General features: G+C 59.1%; 13 protein-coding genes. 6 read left to right on the top strand and 7 right to left on the bottom strand.

Annotated elements, in window-relative coordinates:
- Window positions 1-58 precede the first annotated feature (58 nt).
- Entirely contained in the window at window positions 59-436 is a 378-nt protein-coding gene (locus FJY67_04500) for a response regulator (protein MBM3328723.1), read from the top strand.
- A gap of 48 nt (window positions 437-484) precedes the next feature.
- Here the strand turns inward: FJY67_04500 and FJY67_04495 are convergent, their stop codons facing one another.
- From FJY67_04495 to FJY67_04465, 7 genes are all read right to left on the bottom strand, one after another.
- The gene (locus FJY67_04495) at window positions 485-1726 is read right to left on the bottom strand and encodes a hypothetical protein (GenBank protein MBM3328722.1); all 1242 of its coding nucleotides are present in this window, start codon (window positions 1724-1726) and stop codon (window positions 485-487) included.
- Window positions 1723-3828 carry a hypothetical protein gene (locus FJY67_04490; GenBank protein MBM3328721.1) on the bottom strand — a complete coding sequence of 702 codons (2106 nt, stop codon included), beginning with the start codon at window positions 3826-3828 and terminating at the stop codon, window positions 1723-1725. The genes FJY67_04495 and FJY67_04490 overlap by 4 nt, the downstream gene beginning before the upstream one ends.
- On the bottom strand, window positions 3828-6065 hold the full coding sequence (locus FJY67_04485; protein ID MBM3328720.1) for a hypothetical protein: 2238 nt from the start codon (window positions 6063-6065) through the stop codon (window positions 3828-3830). The genes FJY67_04490 and FJY67_04485 overlap by 1 nt, the downstream gene beginning before the upstream one ends.
- Window positions 6066-6072: 7 nt before the next feature.
- Window positions 6073-6825, bottom strand: coding sequence for a hypothetical protein (locus FJY67_04480; protein MBM3328719.1), 753 nt, complete (start codon window positions 6823-6825; stop codon window positions 6073-6075).
- 156 nt (window positions 6826-6981) lie between these two features.
- Window positions 6982-8202, bottom strand: a complete 1221-nt coding sequence (locus FJY67_04475; GenBank protein ID MBM3328718.1) for a glycosyltransferase family 2 protein — start codon at window positions 8200-8202, stop codon at window positions 6982-6984.
- Between the two features lie 496 nt (window positions 8203-8698).
- Entirely contained in the window at window positions 8699-11833 is a 3135-nt protein-coding gene (locus FJY67_04470) for a tetratricopeptide repeat protein (protein MBM3328717.1), read from the bottom strand.
- Window positions 11830-13515 (bottom strand): response regulator, encoded by a 1686-nt coding sequence (locus FJY67_04465; protein ID MBM3328716.1) that lies wholly within the window; start codon window positions 13513-13515, stop codon window positions 11830-11832. The genes FJY67_04470 and FJY67_04465 overlap by 4 nt, the downstream gene beginning before the upstream one ends.
- A 361-nt stretch (window positions 13516-13876) precedes the next feature.
- Here FJY67_04465 and FJY67_04460 point away from each other — a divergent pair, with 361 nt between their 5' ends.
- From FJY67_04460 to FJY67_04440, 5 genes are all read left to right on the top strand, one after another.
- Window positions 13877-16609, top strand: coding sequence for a hypothetical protein (locus tag FJY67_04460; protein MBM3328715.1), 2733 nt, complete (start codon window positions 13877-13879; stop codon window positions 16607-16609).
- 192 nt (window positions 16610-16801) lie between these two features.
- Window positions 16802-17155 carry a hypothetical protein gene (locus tag FJY67_04455; protein ID MBM3328714.1) on the top strand — a complete coding sequence of 118 codons (354 nt, stop codon included), beginning with the start codon at window positions 16802-16804 and terminating at the stop codon, window positions 17153-17155.
- A gap of 175 nt (window positions 17156-17330) precedes the next feature.
- A complete protein-coding gene (locus FJY67_04450; GenBank protein ID MBM3328713.1) occupies window positions 17331-19634 on the top strand; it encodes a hypothetical protein in 2304 nt (767 codons plus the stop codon).
- 173 nt (window positions 19635-19807) lie between these two features.
- The gene (locus tag FJY67_04445) at window positions 19808-20590 is read left to right on the top strand and encodes an electron transfer flavoprotein subunit beta/FixA family protein (GenBank protein MBM3328712.1); all 783 of its coding nucleotides are present in this window, start codon (window positions 19808-19810) and stop codon (window positions 20588-20590) included.
- The coding region (locus FJY67_04440) for a hypothetical protein (GenBank protein ID MBM3328711.1) at window positions 20341-20866 on the top strand (526 nt) is incomplete at its 3' end. The genes FJY67_04445 and FJY67_04440, both read left to right, overlap by 250 nt.

Genomic DNA, 20866 nt, shown 5'->3' with positions numbered 1-20866 from the left:
TCGCGCGGCATTGCCGATCGACATCCACCTCTTCGCAAATCTCCGACAAGAGCAATAGATGACCGTTACCCCTCGGGTCCTCGTGGTTGACGACGATGAGGGCTTTCGGGATCTGATTTCGAGCGTCCTTATCAGTGATGGCTGCGACGTTCAGGCGGCTGAAAGCGGTCCGGTCGCGCTCGGTGTGATGCCGCTTTTTCAACCGCACATCGTCCTGCTCGATGTCATTATGCCCGAAATGAGCGGCCTTGAGACACTTCGGCAAATCCGAAAACTCGACTCTTCAGTAAAGGTCGTCATGGTGAGCGGCTGGCATGACCTCGGCGTAGTCAAGGAAGCAGTTGAATTGGGGGCTGCGGAGTTCCTCAACAAGCCGTTCGATGCCGGTCAGTTGAAGAGTTTTGTCCGCCGTGAGGTGGCTGAGATGACTGGATAAACGAAAGCCCGCCGCGCAAGCGACGGGCTCTTCCTGAACCACTCCTCATCACTCACTCCCGACCCGAAGGTTGTCGAAAAGCAACGCACCCGAGTCGCGCAGTCCATAAACCGCCACTCCGACAGTTGTCGCGCCGCTCCATTCCGGCGGCGTGCCGCTCCAGACGTTCTCCCCGCCGATTCCCGCCGACGCCGTTTGACCTGCCCGGCGCCATTCAAGCCGTAGATCGACGCCCGCTGAAAAGGGCCGCCAGCCCTCGGCCAGATAGGCTATTGCCCCATCGCGGCAACTAAGGACGTGGTAAGACTGCTGGAAATAGTTTACCCCCACCATCACGTAGTTTGCGCTGTCCCGGTACTCTGGCAGGAAGGCGGCACGCCCAAACTGCAGATCGGTCGGCTGAACCAGTATCGAGTAGGCTCCTTCCTCGAACCTCCCGTCGTCGAACTTGTAGGCAAAGGTTGAGTAATCGCTCCGACCGGTAATGCGGAGTTTGCCACCCAAGGAATCCCAAGCCAGCGAATGACCGCCCGGCATCGCCCCGAGTCCCGCAAGCATCCCGCCGAAGGTCCAGCCCTCCACCGACTCCCGCGATCCGAAGTCGTTGGCAAGATAGACGAGCGTATCGGCCATTACCGAGGCTTTGGCGCTGTCAGAGACGCTGTAGCGCTCGTCACTCACCGTCGCCACCAGCCAGACTTCACCAATACGGCTCGGCGCTACCCATCGGACTCCGAAGCGGTTGTTTTCAAGGTAGGTCCCCGCTGAGGATCGCCAGGCTATCGATAACTGCACCGCCGGGGTATCGAAGTCCACCGCTTCGCAGAATGCCTGCAAGGTGTCACCGCGCAGCAGGCGATCCCGCGACAATCGAAGCGCCGTAATCACCGGCGGATTGGGAAGCGCGCCCTGCGGCATCATAGTAACTTCCACCGATGCTGAAACCTCATGAAACAGGTCTTTGACACGGATTTCGATCACCGCAGTGCCTTCTTCATCCGATGTCCAGCGCACGCGCTTGGTTTGACTGGTGATCGAATCGAGAAACTCGCCGCGGCTGCGAAACCAGGCATATTCAAGCGAGTCGTTTTCGAGATCGACCACGGTAGCCGAGATCGTGACCGACGACCCCACTACGAGCGTATCGTCGGGGCTCACAACGAGACTCCGTATCTCCGGTGCGCGGTTCAAATTCGCCGGATCGATGCTCTCGACTTCGCAGCCTGCCGCAAGCATAAGCCAGGCAACCGACGCCAGACCGGGGCTGGAGCGGATGACGTGACGGTTCATTCCTCCGTCGGCTCCGCCGGTGGTTGATCCTCGTAATTTATCATATCTATGAAGAGGGTGAAGTTCTCGCCGGGTGACAGTTTCGGAACAGTGAACCGGCACCGGCCGCGATCGACGTCCCACTCAACATTGCGGGGATTTGCTCCAACCCGCTGCGCGGTTACATCGACGCGGTCGAACTGTCCCGGTATCCAGGCATCGAAGACGGCGTCTTCGAACTTCCAACGACCGACGTTGGAGAGGTCGATGCGCGCCCTAAGAGCGGTAATGAGCGTCGTCCGGACGCGGATAGACTGGGCCGCTGCAAACCGCTCGGCCAGGGTCTTAACCGACGCCCGATAGAAGCCGCTCGAATCCATCCGCATAGCCACCCGGCCAGGAAGATCGACAGCATTAAGTTCGACCAATGTTCCGGCATCCATGAGCGCAATGTGCACCCCCCCGGCATAGCGAATGCGCGCCAGATCGGCAAACGGCCCAAAGGTTGGCTGCAGTGCGCCGTTGCGTCCGGCTGCAAAACGCCACTCGTCCAGTGATAGCGCACTCTTGGCCATCAGCGCCACCGGCTGCTCACGCGATAGGAGCCACCAGCCGAAGGGCCGCATATCGCGGTAACGCGGCCCATAGAATCGAGGGTCGTCACAAGCCAGAAATACGCGCAGTTCGCTCTTCAGCGCACCCCTCAGGATCGCATCGGTTGGATGCCAGTTCGACGGATGGAGCACTTCCGGCCGCTTGCCGGTAAGTTGCTCAACCCGGCTCAGATTCTGCTCAGCCCAACGGTGAAAGCCCTTGGCGTCCATCTCATCGGTCGGCCCTCCGGAAGCAAACTTCAACCCCGTGCCTGTCGTCGGTAGATTGCCAAACCCAGTCCCACCTTGCAGCCGCCCCGGATCGATCATCAGATCGACGCTAACTCCATCGGCAGTGAGGCGATCCGTTACCTGCCGGATCTGCTCCGCCTCGCCATCGAGATCGACCACCACCGCGCCTCCGGCTCGATAACCCTCCGGCCAGACCTGCGGCGCAATGATCGGCTTACCCATCAGCCAGTCGAGGCTGTTGCTCGTCAGTTGCTTGAGGACGTCGAGGTTGTCCTTCTGCTCCTGCACCGCTCCGGGGGAAAAGGCCATCCAGACGAACCGCCCTTTTAGGTAGTTACCGTGCACCACAATAGCCTGCTTCATCGCCGCCGCTGTCGATCCCTGCTTCCAGTAAGGCGCGAACCGAAAGGCATCGACTGAGGTGCGGGACTCAATCACATCGAGGCAGACGTAACCGTCGTAGATAAAACAGTCGAGGTGCGTTCCGGGCGCAATCATCGCCGTAAGTGGACTTGTGCCGCGCAGAATGAACCCGCTCGATCCCGAGGGGTCGGAAACCGTCTCGCCGACAGTGCCGCCGACAACCTGCGACAAAAAGTCGAATCCAGCCCATTCGCCCGTCTCCCAACGGCACCCGGTGGACCAGCACATCAGCAGGTTTCCGCCCTGCGCCAAAAAGTCCTTCAGCGCCGTCCGCTCTTCACGCGATAGCAGCAGCGCAGACGGCAGCAACACCACGTCGAAATTGCCGGAGAGGTTAGTCAGAGCGCTCTCGTCGGCAAGTTCATAGGTGATCGCCCGAGTGAAGAGCAGGTCTTCCCAGTATTCGATCAAGACCGACTTCTTTTGGGTATAGGACCCAATGAAACGCCAAACCTCGATGTCCGCCACCGGCCGCCGGGTCATCTCCTTGGCATACCAAAGCGTATCGGCAAAGGGCCAGTCATCGCCACGCGATCTATAAGGCCAGGTTGTGTCGTGGATCGCGGTATCCGGGCGCAGAAATTCGGCCGTCCGGCGCGGTTCGATCAGCAGCACCTTGGGCGGACCGTAGATCGAAACGACCGCTTTCTTGAAGTTGAAAAAACTGATATTCCCGATGACCTGCTTCATGATCTGGAAATATCCCCAGAGTCCGAAAGCGACCATCAGGATGGAAAACGTAACAACTTGAAAAATAAAGAACCAGGTCTTTCGCGTCAGCAGTTTTACGCGCAAACGCCAATCGCCCGGATCCTTCGGTGCGTCGGGCGGCATCCCGTGAGGATCGGGAGCCACTATTCCCAATCCCCCGAATTGCCGGAGGCGGCATCGCGCTCCCGGCGGATTAGATCGAGCGACGTGCGGGACGGCACCTTACGACGGGAATCGGGTGCCGGTCCTTGAGGTAGGTCTGGAAAGAACGACTCCGGATGCCTGCGAGGAGGATAGATGGTCAAACCCGGTTCAAAAGGGAGAACGTCCTCAATCTCACCGTCGGCACCTGTCACTTCCCTTTGCGGCAGGGAAGCGTCCATCGGTAATTCCGGCGTCGGCTCCGGTCGGGGAAGGACATCTATACCATCCAGGAAGAACCGCGGCGCCGCCGGATTGATCGAGGAGGGAGGCACGGCTTTCGGGCTGGTCAACCCGATTTCCGTCGGAGTAACCTGCGACGATGGTGGCCAGCCGATCGGTGCCGGCTGAGTGAGTCGCTCATAATCGGACGCGCGATCGGTCGTTGCCACCTGACGTATCGGCGAATAGTCCTGCTCCTTCACCGGTTCATAACCGGTCGATGCCCTTGGAACATCGGGAATCCGAATATCCGCTGTCCGCCGTCGTGCAAAGATCAGGTAGTAGAAGACCCAGAGCATAAAGAGCCCGACCAATAGCAGTAATGCCTGCACTGAATAGAGCAGAAGGCTCTTCTTCTTTGCCGTCATCGGAGGCGCCTTACCGGCTTCAAGCGTCGCGGTGAAGACCGCCCCCGGTTCAAGGGACGGCACTTCGAGCAGGAACCTCCCGCCCCGGATGTCATAGAGGCAGTTGTGGGAGAGTTTGTCGGGCCGGATCGTCGAAGGGTCGATGCCAGCCGGCGGACTGACCGCCAGGGTGAACCGACCGGACGACATTGCCGAGCGGTTTTCCACGCCGTAAGCGAGCCGGTCCTGACCCTCTGGCCGGACAACTGGTAAATTCTCCCGCCGGTCGAGCCATCGGGCAACCTCACCCGCCGGTGCAATCCAGAGCGTCGGGTCGCGCGCCAGTGCGTCGAAAAGTCGCTCGAGCATCGCCCGACCGGCTCCGGTCGCTGCCTCCGCCGGATCGATCAGAAGTCTATAAAGCCCGCCGAGGGCTCTCATCTCCTGGACATCCGCCAACAGGGCGTCGGCTTTCCGGACTGGATCGGCGAGATTGAACTCCCTTTGCAAGTCTTCCGCGGTCAGATTCTCTATCGGTTGCCCGAGCAAAGTGCTGCCTTCGCTGCCGTCGCCGGTTACGGCGACTTCATAGGTCGCTTCGCGGACCTGCCGGAGCGCATCCGCTTGCGACCGACTCCCACCCCGATCATCGAAGTGAAACGTCGCCGGAAGATTATGCCGCTTAAGAAGTGGGATCAGCAATGGAACCGCAGCAAAGGCCTCCCCCACGACGCCCTCGAGAACCAGCGCTCCGGAACGTCCTCCCGGCCAGACGGCAACTTCGACTGCATCCCCGCCGAGCAGGTAGCGCAGGACATTCGTCGCGAGTTGCTCCCACTCCGCGTAATTTTCGCCGTCGTAATGGATGCCGAGCGGATTTAGTCCGAGCCAGACCAGCCTCGAGCCGTTCGGCAATTCGCGGTAGATAAGCGCTGTCTCACGCTCCCGTTCAGATGGAGGTCGAGGATGATAGACCCGGTCGTCCCAATACCCGGCTCCCAGCGCGCCAACGGGACGAACCTCCGGTGCAGTCTCGATCCGCTCCGTCAGGGTGACAAAGTGAGCCGTATCGTGAAGTGTCAGAGTTAGGCGATAAGCCGGCGGAAGCCCGGCTGTAAGCGGCGTTCCGGACCTAAGTTGCAGGACGACTACGGAACTTGTGAGACGGGCGCTAACCGCCGCCGAACCTCCCGTCAGCCGGTTGAGAAAGTCATAGTTGCGCCATGTGCCGTCCTTTCGCCTAAGTCCTACAGCGCCGACTGCGAGAAGACTACCGCCCCGATCCAGATGGTCTGCGATTGCGGCTAACTCCTCGTCGGCCAGACAGACAGCATCGATGAGCAGAATCAAATCGGCTTGCAACGATCCCTGAAGGCCTCGCTCCGACGAAACTGTGATATTGATATCGCCCAGACTTCGGTCGCGCAATGCCGCGAGCCAGACGCGAACCCAGGTGGCTGCTGCAGAGTCGGCTTCGGGAATGTCGAGGCTGTGCGCTGTTGCTCGCGGTTCGACGACCAGAACCCGGGCGGCAGGAAGTTGTTCGAGGAAGCCGGTGGTAAGAAGGATGCAGGTTCCGGCTGCGATTTGCGACCGGATACTAATGGTCATCGGGAAGTTACTTCCAATCCGAGCGGCCTCCGGAGCGGATCGATGACGGGCTGCTGCCCGGATCACCCGGTGTGAACCGGCGCAAGTGGCCGCGCGGCTCCTCCGATTCGTCGTCCTCGGCGGCATCGTCCGCGGATGCGCCCTCAAAGGTCTTCATGAAGACCGATTGCGCTGTGCTGAGCGACCGCCCGGCGCCGGTCGAAGCCTCCCGTTGAGGCGCTGCCGTTTCGTCCACCTGAGAAGGTGACGGAGGAGTCAAAGTTCCGGACGGCATTGCGGCAACCGGCTGCGGAGAAGTCAAGGCCGGAGGCGGGGAGGCCGGCGGTGCAGGTGTCTCGGCAGGCGGAGGCTGCATCACCGTCGGGAGCGCCACAGGTTGCGGATAGGCCGGTGCCGGATTATAACCCGGCATCATTGCCGGAGGCGTCATTACCGGATAAGGCATGGGCATAGCAATCGGGATGGGCGTGATGAGCTGCCGCTCCACTTCGCGCGGAGGCGCCGGCTGCGTTGAACCGACGTTGATCACCACCTGCCCCGATCCTCCAGCCACGCTTCCTCCGCCGCTCTTGGCGTGTTCTTCACGTTCAGCCTCTTCGCGCAGCCGGCGTTCCATCTCTTCGACGGAGACTGCCGGCGCCATGGAGGCAAGCCGGCGCTTTTCCTTGATGCGGAAAATCAGATACGAGGTGATAGCCACGATGAAGGTCGCGATCGTCGCGACCAGGATCACCGTCGATAGAATCGGAATAACGTTCATTTAAGTTTGCAAGTGAGCGAGTTAGCAAGTAAGCGAGTGTGCGAACTTCGGCCTTGTTCTTGGTTCAAGTTGGAACCGCCTGCCTTTATCAGGCTTACGAAGATAAAGAGCTTCGCCTTGAACGGGTTGACATTCTGCATTCTACATTCTTCATTCCTAAATCCTCCCCTGTCGTTCCAGTTTGCCCCAACTCATTTTGAAACCGATCAGTTCTTCGATCGTCGCGATCAATTTCGCCACGTCGATCATCTGAATGAAAAAGACGCGGTAAATGAAGGCGAGGGGGGCGAGCGACAGTTTCTCCTTTTCGATGGCGATGGCGTGAAGCGCGGCAATGGTGTCGAGCATCGTCAACTGGACCCACCAGAGGACGATCAGGTGCGACATCCCGAAGAGGAGCGCAACGAAGAGGAAGAGCGCCTGCGCCAGGACGTTCATGAGCGGCCAGAGAATGCCCTCGAAGATCATCTGCCACATCGTCACCATGACCCGCCATCCGGCTCCCGGTGTATAGAGAAACCGCTTGTGTTTGCGCATCGACTGCAGGATTCCGCGCGTCCAGCGATATCTCTGCTTCAAGAGATACATCCATTTTTCTGGCGCTTCGGTGTAACTGATCGCGTCCGGCTCGTATTCGATGCCGTAGCCGGTGGTGAGGATCTTCAGCGTCAGGTCGCAGTCTTCGGCGTAGGTGTCGCTGTCCCAGCCCCCCACTTCGTAAAGCACCGTCCGTCGGAAGAGCCCGATTGGGCCGGGAACGATGTTGACGGCGCGCAAATAGGCTTGCGCCCGGCGCACAAGATTCAAACCTTCAATATATTCCAGCGCTTGCAGCCGCGTCAATAGATTGGTGCGGTTGAAGACCTTCACATTGCCGGCAACGGCTCCAATAGTCGGATCTATGAAATATCGCATCCCGGTCCGAAGCGTATCGCGTGACAACTTGCTGTCACTGTCCATACAGACGATGACGTCCCCGGTGGCAACGCGCAAGCCGTGGTTGAGCGCAGCAGCCTTGCCAGCGTTGCGCTGGGTTAGGACTCGCACCCGGACGTTACCGCGACGCCCTTCCATGGTTCTTGCCCGGCGAAGCGTATCGTCGGTTGAGCCGTCGTCGATGACGATGATCTCGTAGTTCGGATAGTCGAGTTGCAGGAGCGAACGGATCGACTGCTCGATCACCTTCCCTTCATTGAACGCCGGCACCAGGATCGACGCTTTCATCTGCAGATAAGAGTCGTCGAACTGCGCCAGCCGTGCCTGACTATGCTGCAGGAACGAAAGAAAGATCAGCACCATATAACGAACGATCAGGACAACCAGAAAGAGCAGCAGTGCGACAATCGAGACGTTGACGATCACATTCGGCACCGACATATTCCCCGACAGGAGGAAGGTGTAGGTGAAGACCGTGATCGAGCCGTAGATCAGCAGCAGGATCACCATAATGAAGCCGTAGCCCCAGCCGCTAAAAGTCTTATGAGTCTGGGTGTGAGCGATTTCCTCCCAGTCATCATAGACCTCGTCCTCCTCTTCCTCGACTTTGGAAAAGGGGTTGACGGTGATTTGAACCGGCCCGATTCCGCCGCCGTCGGGATTCTGGCTTTCGCCAACGTTGACCACCACCAGCGGCGCCAGTTCCTTGTCCTCCTTGGCAGCCCAAGCCCATTCGCCGCGCCAGTTGCTCCCCCCCCGCTTTCGAGCCTTGGACGGGCGGTCCGGCGGCGGCTGCGGAGAAGCCTCTTCAGTCTCCCGTATCCAATTCCAATCGTCGTTCTTCATTCTATCTCAAGTCCCTGAGGTTTGCAAGCAGGGGCCGATCCAAAGGATCGTGCCCTTCTATCTTCAGCATTCTTAACTCTAAATTCTAAATTCAGAACGTCACCCCCGCCGCCAGCGTCAAGCCGCTGTAACGATAATAGCCGTCAACCCGCGTCGTCAGACTGTTCGAGTAGTTCAACTCGGCGACGACGTGCCCGCCGAAGCGGTAGAGCAGTTTCACAATGAGCGACCGCTGCGGACTGTTGCTCACCAGCACCTTGCCGAAACTGCCGGTTACATAGTAGTCGAGCCGCACCCCGGTTACCGCCAACTGCGCCAGTGCCCCGACCGCAGAGTAACTCGATGGAGCCCAATACTCGGTTGCGCCGCGTCCGGCTGCCACGCCTTCATAGCGCGCCCCGACGTTAAGCGATCGGCCGAAGCGGTAAAGGGCTTCGATGCGACTGTCGGAGCGGTTATTGCCATCGGAAATCGAGATGAACCCGGCTTCGCCGGTGAAGAACCACTTTTCGCTGAAGTTGTAGGTTCCAACGAGAGCCACCCGCTCGGTCTCCCACTCCCGCCGCAGGGTTTCGAGCGAATGCGTCGCGGCGAGGTCGTGGATCGCATCCTGGTGGGTATAGTAGAGCGTCGCGTCAAGCCCGATCAGATCGGGAACATCCTCGAAGTTGTGTCTTATCTCAGCCCGGAATGCCGGTGCATTCCTTTCGGCGAAGGTGTAGAATCGCATACCCAACGCCATCGAAGTTAAAGGGTCGTAGCGGTGCGAAACCGTCCCGTGCATAAACCAACTGCGCTCAAGGTAGTTATACTGCCCTGTCGGATCGGTCTGTTCGAAGACGATACTTCCCGAACCGGCGCGCAGTTGCGTCCGCAGCGAGAGATTGAGCGACGCGCTTATAAGCGACTCCCGCATCCGGAATCGTTCGCTGTCCCGCACCTGACGATTGGCGACGTCGCCGCCCCTGAGAAAAGTCCCGCTAAGTTCCCGCACCGCCTTGCGCGCCGGAGGGTTATCGGGATCGATAGTCAGGACCTTGCGATAGGTGTCGTAGGCCGAATAAGGATCGCCGCTCCAGCGATGCAGATTGGCGATGGCAAGTTGGCAGTCGAGCGATTTAGGCTGAATCCGCGCCGCGCGTTCATATTCCTGCAGCGCCTTCTCGTTCTCACCCGCCCAGGACCAGACCTCGGCCGACTTGAACCGATGATCGAAGTTCGAGGGATTCGCATCCGCCAGTTTCTGATATAGGTTTGCGGCTTCGCGGTAGTTCTTTTGCAAAGCGTAAAGATCGGCGAGCGCCCGAATCGTCTCCTCGTCGAGAGGCCGACGGTCATAGACGTAGCGATACTGCTCGATGGCTTCGTCGGTATGCCGGTGATCGACGTGCATCTGCGCGAGGCGCAGCCGTAGATCGAGGTTCTCCGGGTCAATATAGACCGAGTCCTTCTTCGCCTTCAGCGCTGCCGACTCATAGCGCTTGCGAGCCTCGAGAATATCCTTTTGCATCTGCAGGAGTTGCGGATCGCGGGGATAGTCCGCAAGCAGGATATTGACCTGATCCTCGGCTTCAAAGAAACGTCCGGCATCGTAGTAAAGTCCCGCCAGCCGCCGTCGCAGGAGCGGGTCGTCGGGATTGCGCTTCAACTGCCGTTCGAGGTTGCGGATCAGCGGATCGAGGTCGCGGTCGAGCAGTTCGAGCCCCTGTCGGGCGCGCAGGTTGGTCGAGTCGATCTTCAACGTCTCGAGATAGACCTCCCGGGCTTGCTCATAGCGACCCAACGACCGGAGGGCATCGGCGTAACTGATGCGCACCCGCGTATCGCGTGGGTTGGCGCGCATCTCCTTGTCCAGCAAGCCTTCGGCTTCGAGCAAGTCCTCTCCGCGCTTCATTAACGACTCGGCCAGCAGCAGCCGCGCCTCCCGGTTCGCCGCATCGAACGCCGCGATTGCCCGTAGTTCCGGGATTGCTTCCTCCTCGCGCCCGGTCCAGATAAGGATGCGAGCCCGCTCGAGGCGGACTCCATAGTCGAGCGGAAAGCGCTTGAGATACTTCTGGTAGAGATCGAGCGACTTGTCAAATTCCGGCATGGCGGCATAGTGGCGCGCCAGACCCAGTTGCGCCGACGAGTCGGCGGGGTTGCGGCTGTAGCGATCCTTCAATTGCGCAATCTGCTCGACCTGAAGTTGCTTCTTCTTACGGTTGATCTTAGCCGACAGATCGAGCGCCGTCGTATCCGACGGCTCGGCATGGAGGCGATGGCTCAGCACCGAGTCGGCTTCGTAAAGGCGCCCGCGCTCGAATAGAAACTTCGCCAATTCGACCGAAGCCGGGCTGGAGGGTGCGGCTTTGGCCGCAAGGGTCAGTTTTCGCTCCCGATAATAGGGAGCATTGGTGATGCGTTCGAGGTTCCGGCGCGTCTTGGCATCGCTCGGTCTGATGGCCAGCGCAGCCTGATAGTTGGCGACGGCGCTCTCTTCGTCGCCTTCCCAGAGATAGAGGTCGCCGATCATGGCCCGGGCGGAAGCATGCTTCGGATCGGCGTCGAGTATGATAATCAACTCCCGCTTGGCTCCGGCGAAGTCTTTGCGCCAGGCTAACTGCTGGGCTAACTCGAACCGCGCCCGGTGGTCGTTAGGCCGCGACTTCAGGTATAGGCGATACATTTCGATCGCTTTGGCCGGAGCCTTCTGTTCGAGTAGAAACCTTGCATATTCGAGCGTGGTCGCAGCGGGCTCTTCAGGGCGCCGGATACGCGACTCGTAGTCCTGCTCGATAATGGGCACCTGCTTCTGGCGGTAGTTGTCGGCTGCCGCCGAGAGTTGTGCGATGCGCGGATCGCCCGGTATCTTCGCCTTCAGGATGTCGATGTGAGGCAGGGCGAGATCGAGCCGGTTGATGCGGATTTGCAGGTTCGCCATCGCAATCCGGGCGTCGTGGTCTTCGGGATGCGCCTCGAGATATTCGCTATAGGTCGAAACCGCTTCGATCAGGACGCCGTTCTTCTCCAAGGTCTTCGCCTTTGTCAACAGGAGATCCGGCGCCGCGACGGCGAATGGCGTATAGCATAGGATGAGGAGGAGACAATAAACGAATAGCGAGAGACGAGAGCGCTTTAGACGAATGTCCCTGACCCCGCTCACTCGCTCACTCGCCCCCTCGCTCACTGGAGCGCTCGAGCACTCGAGCGCTCTCGCACCTTCACTCTTTCGCACTAACTTCACGCCGTCGCTTTGACGAAATTGCGGGTCACTTCGGTTACCGCGTGGAGCAGTTCGGCAGCGTTATTTCCGTCACCGGGATAGACCGCAATCGCCGTCATCACGTTGATGTTGCGCCCCAACTGCAGGCTCATCCGACGCTGCAATTCGCCCTTAAGTTCGTTCACCACCCGATTGGCAAAAGCCCGCGCTCCGGTCTGGTCGCTATGCTCGAGCAGCACCACAATCTTGTCCATATACCGGCAGGCACGGTCGTTGAGGCCGCGCAGCGAGAGCGAAACCGCACCGGCTACCATACGGACCAGTTCGAGGCCCTGCGGCAAATGCGGCGCCGCACCGAACTCCCCCATATAGATGATCTTGAATGAGACCAGCGCGAAGAGCGAGTCCTCGCGCTCGACACGATAAATCTGCCGCTGCAGGACGTCGCGGAACTCCGGGATGGAGAGGACGCCTGACGTCGCATCGCCGTTAGTGCTGAGCGATGCGCCGACTCCAAAGCCCTCCATATCCTCCGGAAGGTCGTGCGGACGTTTGACCACCTTCCGCTTTTCGATCAGTTGCTCCAACTTTCCGTATTGCTTAAGGCTCTTCTCGAAGGCGCCCAGCACTTCCTTGCCGACCAAAGGTTTGAAAAACAGCCCGTCGCCTCCGTTTTGCCGGATGACCTGAGCCGTGAGCCGGCTCGACCGGCCATCAGCAACGAAAAAGACCGGTAGTTTCGGATACTTCTCACGGATGCGCACCAGGAGACGCTTAAAGTTGACTCCGGGCTGACTGCCGTTGGCGATCAGCAGGTCGCAGTCGATGGTTCTTAGGTGCGCCAGCGTCTCATCCTCCGAGTCGAACCGGTTGATGAGGCTCTCCCGGTGGAAGATCTCCTCCAGTTCCTCGACCGATTCCTCTTCCGCGTCGAGCAGGAGAATGTTGAGCGGCAGTTCGGCCAGGGTCTGCGCGGTTGGCTGCGCATCTGACAGCAGTGCCAAATCGCCGTCGCCAAGGTCCTGCACAATGCCGGTCCCGTAGTCGAACCGGATCTTGAACGTCGTTGGAGGCGTGATCGGGTTGACCAGTTTGTGCACTTGAAAGACCGACTGCGTCCCTTCGCGCGATTTGATCTTGCCGATCGAGAACGAGCCGACGACCGAATCTTCAAGCAGTTGGGCAATCCGCATCGCCGTCGGCGACCCCGGCTCACCGATCACCACCATAGTCGTCGCATTGAAGGCGTCGATGGATGACATCAGGGAGTAAATGAAATTGATCAGGTGCGGTTCGCTTGAACGCGCCAACAGCGGGATCAAGGTGTCGAACACCAGTCGGCTGCACCGGTAGTAGTTGAGATACTCCTCAATCTCACCCAGGAGTTTGACGATAGTCGCATAGGAGGCTTGGCCGGTTACTATCTCGCGGGGATACTCCATCAGGATCAAGCGGTTGTCGAGCAAGTGGTCCGAGATCGGCAGCCCGCCATTCTCGGCCTTCAGAATGACATTCTCGATCTGCTCGCTGCAGATCATCAGCGCGTTTTCGCCCTCGGCTATGCCGGCGGTGAGAAACTGCAGAGCGACCGTCGAGCGTCCTGAGAGCGACGGTCCGCGCAGTAAGTAGGTGCGATTGCCGTAAAGGCCGCCGGTCGAGGCGTCGAAAAAGTCGAGGCCCGATGTGATGCGCGAATAAAGCATGGGAAACAGGAACGATAGACTTTTGGGTGTTGAACGAAATCAAGTAGATTGAACGGCTGTCCCCTCGCAAGGGCCGATCCAAAGTATCGTGCCTTGCCTCAATCTCTCCACCTTCCAACTGCCGGCAGCCTGTTCGTGCATCAAGTTAGACCCCGCCGTTTGAAGCATCCTCCAAAGAAACGTTTAAGAATCGTTTTATCCTCAAGTCGTCAGAAAAAGTCGTCAAATCCGAGTGAGTCATTATCCGCTCTGCATCCTGCACTCAGCATTCAGATTGAACTTACGCTCTGCCTTGATTATATTGAGGAGAGGTTGCCCCGCCCGTCGTTCATCGAATTCGTTCACGTTCTAACGTTCACTCGTGGCTAACAATACCCTGATCGCTCGATTTCTGGGCGGCGTCCGGATCAGCCGCGGCCGCGAACCGCTGTCCGGATTCGCTACCCAGAAGTCGCTCGGTCTCTTCTGCTATCTGCTCGACTCGCATCCCGATCCGGTGCCACGCGAGCGTCTCATGACCCTTTTCTGGGGTGAGTCGCCGGAGGATCAAGCGCGCTACAACCTTCGATTTGCGCTCTGGAACATCCGTAGGTCGGCGCGTCCCGACGACGAGGGTCCCGACCCGCTGCTAACGACCCGCACCCATTGCGGACTCGCGTCCGACTTGACCGTCGATATCGACAGCCGCGAGTTTGCCCGGATTGCGGCTGCGTCCGACTTCTCGGACGGCGTCGAGATCTATCGCAAAGCCCTCGACAACTACCGGGGCAATTTCCTCGATGGCTTCACCCTGCGCAATATGCCGGAATGGGAGGAATGGCTCGCGTTACGCCGCGAATCGCTGCACCAGTCGTTCCTCAACCTGTCCACCGGAGTCGGTGAATATCTTTTGACGACCGGCGATCCAACTGCCGCGGCAGAGACCTTCATTCGACTGCTCTCCTTTGACACTGCCAACGAAGCCGGGCACTCCGGCTTGATCCGCGCTTATGCCGATATGGGACGCACCCCGGCCGCGCTCCGGCAGTTCGACATCTATGCCGACGTCCTGAAGAAAAACTACGACGTCGCACCGCGCGCCGACCTAATAGCCCTTCGCAATGCCCTGCGCGACCGTACCTATGCACCGACCGCGCCTACGGCGCCTTCCAGCATCACCGCAGTAGAGCCTCACGATGAGTCCGACGCGGCTTCCGAGCCTGCTCCCAAGTCCATTCCCACACCTTCGCCGCTGCTGGACCGGACCGAGCGAGTTCCCTTCGTCGGTCGCAGCCGCGAACTGGCAGAACTCGACGAGATCGTCGCCGAGGTACGCGCCGGCCATGGAACCGCTCTCATTATCTCCGGCGAAATGGGCATCGGCAAGACCCGCCTTTTTGGAGAACTCCTTAAGCGGACGAGCGACTTTTTCATTGGAATCGGGGAGTCCCAGGAAATCGAGAGCCTCTCGCCCTTCGAGGGGCTGCTGCAGGTCTTCGAGTCGTTCGGGACTCATCCCCGACTGCCCGCTGCGCTTAAGAGTGAACTTTCGGAACTGACCGCCCTGCGCTTTTCAACCGGCGAGGAGGTTGGGCAGGGCGCCCGCGTTACCGATCGGCTGCGACGCTGGATCGTCAACCTGACCCAGATCAGCCCGACGCTGATCGCACTCGACGACCTCCATTGGGGCCACGACTCGCTCCTCTCGACATTTGCCACTCTGGCCCAGGAGTGCCGTCGGCGTCCGCTACTACTGGTCGGCATCTTTCGCACCTATGAAGTCCAGACCGAGTCGGCGCTCGGCAGTTCACTGGTATCGCTGGCTCGCACCGGCCGCCTACGCCGCATCGACCTAACGTCGCTCTCGGTCGATGAGACCTCGACTTTGCTGAGGCTCCTCGCCAGCGAGGAAGTCGCCCGCCTCCGTCCTGAGGAGATCGAGCGGCTCTGCAAGTTCTGCGAAGGCATTCCGCTCTATGCCATCGAACTGGCCGGCTTCCTGCAACAGGGGATGACCGACTTCATCAAGAGCCCGCGCATCGAAGGACTGCCTGAATTCGCCGTCGAAGGTGAACGCGGGCTCGTGCCGCCGCTGATGCTGAAGATCGCCGAACTGCGCTTGAAGGCACTCGACCCGGAGGCGCAGGAACTGGTCCGGACCGCTTCGCTCCTGATAGGTGAATTCAGTTTGAGACTGCTCGAACGCCTCGTCCCGCTCGAACAGGAACGGCTCGAAGACATCCTGGTAGATCTCGAACACCGTAACATTCTGCAGCACATTGAAAAGGCGCGGGGCCTCACCTTTCACTTCGGGCACCAGATGCTGCGGCTCGGCATCGCCGAGTTGATTCCGGCTATCGAGAAGCGCCGCATCTATGACCGGATTGCCGACAGGCTCACGACGCTGTCCGACGAAGCCCCCGCCGAGTCGCTCGCCTACTACCTCTACAATGCCGGTCGTCGGGCCGAGTCGGTGCCGCATCTGCTCGCCGGAGCGCGCCTCTGGTTCAAAGCAGGCGATGCCACAACCGGGACCTCCTACTCCCGCATTGCCTACAACACCGCGCTCGAACTCTTCGACGAATACCCCGAACTCCTGACCCCGGCTGTACAGGTGCACGTCGATCACCTTCAGCGGCAGGGCAACGTCAAGTTCGCGATAGACGTCCTCAACGCTGCTTATGAGAAGATTCAGCAGGGGAAGTTGATCCAGGGGCGTAGCGACATCCTGGCGAAGCGGGAGGAACTTAAGAAGTTGTTGGGGCGGGAGCCGGACCGCGTCAAACGCGATATGCCGCTCCTGGCGCTGGTGGCGACCCGGCGGGCATTGGCCGCGGTGAAACTGACCCAGGGCGATCCGCAAGCCGCCGAGTCGATCCTCGATCAGGCCGAGAAAATCCTCGACCTGCTCAACTCACCGCCGGCCATTCGCGAAACGGGGATGATCTTCCTTGTCCGCTCGCGGCTCCTGCTCTATCAGGGCAACCCGGGGGAAGCGGTCTGGATGGCCGAAAGCGCACTCGAACTGCTCAAACGATACGGCTCCGAGGGCGATGCCGAAGCCGCGACTGCCGCCCTCGAGGAAGCCCGCTCCCGCAAGAGCGTGTCGCAGTAGCGGGACGACGCTCGGCTCGTATCGGCGGGCAGATTATTTTTGGCTGGCTTGCAAAACCCCTTGAAATCTTCCTATTGCAGCCGTATTTTGTGAAAACCTTGCCTCGGGCTACGGCTCGGGCTACGGCTCGGGCTACGGCTCGGGCTTAAGAAGCCCGGGCACACTATCAATCCAAACTGAATGGAGAATGGTATGAGCCCGAGAACGAATCTGTCGCTGGCAGCGCTGGTTCTGCTGGCGGCCCTCACCCTCTTCGCCGCGCCGTCGGAGGCGTGGGCGGTAGTAAACTACACTGTCCATATTGAGCCAGACGGCGGTGACAATCCCGCCGTTGGCACATTAGTGTGGTTTCAATTCGGCGATGAGGATCCAATCTCGGCCGAAGTGGATCAATTCGGCGATGCCACTATTGAGCGTCCCGACTGGTTTGGCGGTAACTGGTCAGCGCTCATCGATGCGAGGCTTACCCCACTCAATCCCGCCAGTTATTCCCAGCAGCAAGGAGGCTCCAACAACACTATGAATTGGGTTGTTGAAGGCCAATAAGTCTCAATAGCGGGGGGCGGTTACTATCCGCCCCCCGCTTCCGCGCAATCGAATAGGAAGACATATGGGAAAGGCATTCCTTCTTAGCTGCCTGACAGGGGCGTTCATCGCATTCAAGCCTCCTGAATTGCATTGCCAACCACGTCTTGACTGGGTGCAGAGATTGGATCATCAAGTGCAACGTTCGGATCTGGTTTGGGATGTCTATCAACGCCAGAATGGTCGCATTTCGCTTTGCGGCAAGACGCAAGGACCCGGTGGCGGTGCCGCTAATGGGTGGGTCATCACTTTGGAATCAAACGGGCAACGCGTATGGAGTGTTGAAATCGGTGAGGATGGAATCAATGAGGAGTTTCATACCCTGATTGAACTTGATGGTGGTGACATTGCCACCGCAGGACAGCGGGCCAATCCGGGTAATGGAGCCACGCGGCCTATAGTTGTCCGATTGGACGGCAACAATGGCGGATTGATATGGTCGAATCAATATGAACCCTTAGACGTCAGTTTCTCCACCGCCCAAGGCATCATCGAAACCAAGGCAGGTCAACTGGCAGTTTGTGGCTGGGGTCGCAACGGACCCCAGGCAGGCAAACAGGCCTTCTTAATGCTTATTCGCGACGATGGGGAACTTATCTGGAGTCAGACTTTTGCAAATCATCGCCATTGTGAATTCCAGGCGATGCGGGAAGTCGAAGGTGGATTTTTGCTTGCAGGTTCCCAATCGGATGGGGAATGGGATGCCTGGCTCGTGCGCACCGATGAGGCAGGTGAAGTGGTGTGGGAACAAAATTACGGAGATGATCAGCATAATGAGTTTGGTCAGAATGTTATTAGTTGCCCTAATGGAGGCTGGGCGCTCGTTGGTACATCCAATGTCGGATCGATATATCGACCTTTGCTTCTTCGCACAGGCGCCAATGGTGATCCTGCGTGGAACCGTGTTTATGATATCGGCGAAGAGCGATGGTATGGAATGTGTATTCAAAGGGATGTCGATGAAGGTTTCATCTTTGTTGGATATAAACTTCCTCCATTGAATCAAGGGGGATACCCTTGGGCAACCGGCTGGGTTATCAAGACCGAACCCAACGGGAATGAAATGTGGCGTTCGACCCTTAGATTTGGGTTCGACCAAACACGATTCCAGTCTATAGTGCTGTCACCGCAAAATGAGGTTTTGATCGCAGGTGACGCCTATACTCAAGAAGATCAGGGAAGTGATTATTCGGGGTTACTGGTGAAGCTAAGGCCATCGCGGAGAGCTCCGCTAATGATCTTTACAGAACCCGATACCGGTAATGTGAACGTCTTGGTTAGTGATGAAGTTCGCTTTGCCGTCCATGCCATAGATTTGCAAGACGATGTCATATTCTACGAATGGCGGCGCGAAGACGAAGTCGTATCTCAGGACACTTTTGCAATGATTGACTTTCCTACGGCAGGTGACTTTCAGGTAACCTGTCAGGTCTCCGATGAGCAGCCCGGCGACCTTGCCCGCTGGCTGGTCCGCGTTCGTGATATACTAATCGCTTCCCACACCCCCGACACCCTATCCCTCACCGTCCAACGCAACAGCGAGATCAACTTCGCCCTCGACTCCGTCGCCTACATTGGGGACTTGGAGAATCTGCGCTATGAGTGGATGATTTACGACTCGACGGCGGTGAGATGGGAGGAAGTGGCAGGGGATGACCGGATTGGAATCCGGTCCTACGCGTTCGACCGGACGGGCGGGTATGCCCTGAAAGCCAGGGTCTTCGATCCGAACGTCGATCCGGTGCCGGCAGACTCCGTCCAGTGGGCGATTCAGGTGCGGGGCGTTATTCGGGCTTATGAGCCCAATACCCCCGAAATCTCCCTCGAGCCGCGGCTGGAAGCGACGTTCGAGTTAATTCCCTTCAATGCCAACAACGACTCGATTGAGTTCTGGTGGACACTGGACGAAGCGGATGATACTTTGTCCATTTTGTCCACATTGTCCATTTCGTTTGCTGACACCGGCAGATATGTCGTGAGTGGGTATGCGCGGGAGCAGGTCGGCGAGGAGGAGTGGGAGGAGGATGTGCAGAGGTGGGTGGTGAATGTGGGAATGCTGAGTGTGGATGATTTTGGGTTGGATTCCGGCTTTCGCCGGAATGATGATCCCCTCATGATCTCGATTGCTCCGAATCCGTTTAACGATCAGGCGATGGTGATGATCGATCTTGGAGGGCGGGCAGTCCTGCCCGCCCTAAGGGCGGACAAGAATGTCCGCCCTCCAAGGGCGCAAGTGGGGGGTCTCTTGCCCGTCCGGCTCGGCCTCTACGCGATAGACGGGAGGGAGGTCATCCGTCTTCACGACGGACCGCTATCCCCCGGGAGCCATACTTTCTCACTTTCACACTTTCAGACTTTCACACTTCCCTCCGGCATCTACTTCCTCCGCCTTCAGGCCGGCTCCCACTCCCGCACCGTCAAGTCTGTTCTTATGCGTTAGCCCTGAATGGTGGGATTCATCCTGCCCTGAGGGGCGGCTTTTAAGCCGCCCTCAAAAACAATACAATACCTCAAACCTAAAGTCCTGCCCCTCCTCACCCTGTTCCACCTTGCAGAGTCTGGTCTGCCCGCTTATATTGCGTAGATTGACCGGCGCGGGTCCGACGCGCCCCTATACCTCCCCGTTCGTTCAATAACAGCGGAGCCCACTTGAATATCGCCGTCCTGGTGAAACTGGTGCCCGACACCGAAGCGTCGCTGAAGATCGATCCGGGCCGCCCCCGAATCGCGGCACAGGACCTGAACTTCGTGCTTAATCCCTACGATGAGTTCGCTATCGAAGAAGCGCTCCGCCACCGCGAGTCGTCCGGTGGCAGCGTAACTCTCTACTCCCTCGGCGGCGATGAAGCCGTCAAGGCGATTCGCAACGGCATCGCAATGGGCGCCGATGAAGGCGTCCAGGTGCTGCCGACCGGAGGACTCGACATGCTCGGCACGGCTCGCGCCCTCGCCCAAGCGCTACGCGGCCGTGGACACGACCTGATCATCGCCGGCAAGCAAGCCGTCGATGACGACTGCGGCGCCATCGGGCCTATGGTCGCTGCCTTTCTCGGCCTGCCGCACGTCTCGACGGTGGTGCAACTTTCAATAGCCGATGGACGGCTTACCGCCGTCCGGGAGATCGAAGGCGGCAGTGAAGTCTGCGAGTGTTCGCTCCCGGCCCTGATAACCGCTCAGAAAGGCCTGAACGAGCCGCGCTACGCCTCCCTCAAGGGCATCATGCTCTCCAAGAAGAAGGAGATCCCGGTCGTCCCGGCCGCCGATTCGCCCGCCCGGGTCGATGTCGTCAACCTCACCTACCCTCAACCCCGACCGCCCGGCCGGGTGGTTGGCAAGGGCGTCGAGGCGGTGCCGGAACTGATCAAGTTGCTAAGAGAGGAGGCCAAGGTCCTGTGAACGTCCTTGTCTATGTCGAATCCCGTTGGGGAAGAGTGCGCGCCGCCGGGTTCGAAGCCCTCGCGACAGGTCGGAAACTTGCCACCGACACCGGCGGATCGCTGACCGCACTCCTTGTCGGTCCCGATGCCGGATCGCTGGCGAGCGGCCTCGACGGCTTCGGAATCGACCGCCTCCTTGCCGCAATGCAGCCTGAACTTTCCGGCTACAGCCCGGAGGGCTACGGCGCCGTAGTCGAAGCCGCTTCTAAAGCATCGGGCGCCGAGGTCATACTCT

The sequence above is a fragment of the Calditrichota bacterium genome, from assembly GCA_016867835.1.
Taxonomy (GTDB): Bacteria; Electryoneota; AABM5-125-24; order Hatepunaeales; family Hatepunaeaceae; genus VGIQ01.
Note: the sequence above shows the minus strand (reverse complement) of the source record. Positions and strands in the feature narration are given on the sequence as shown.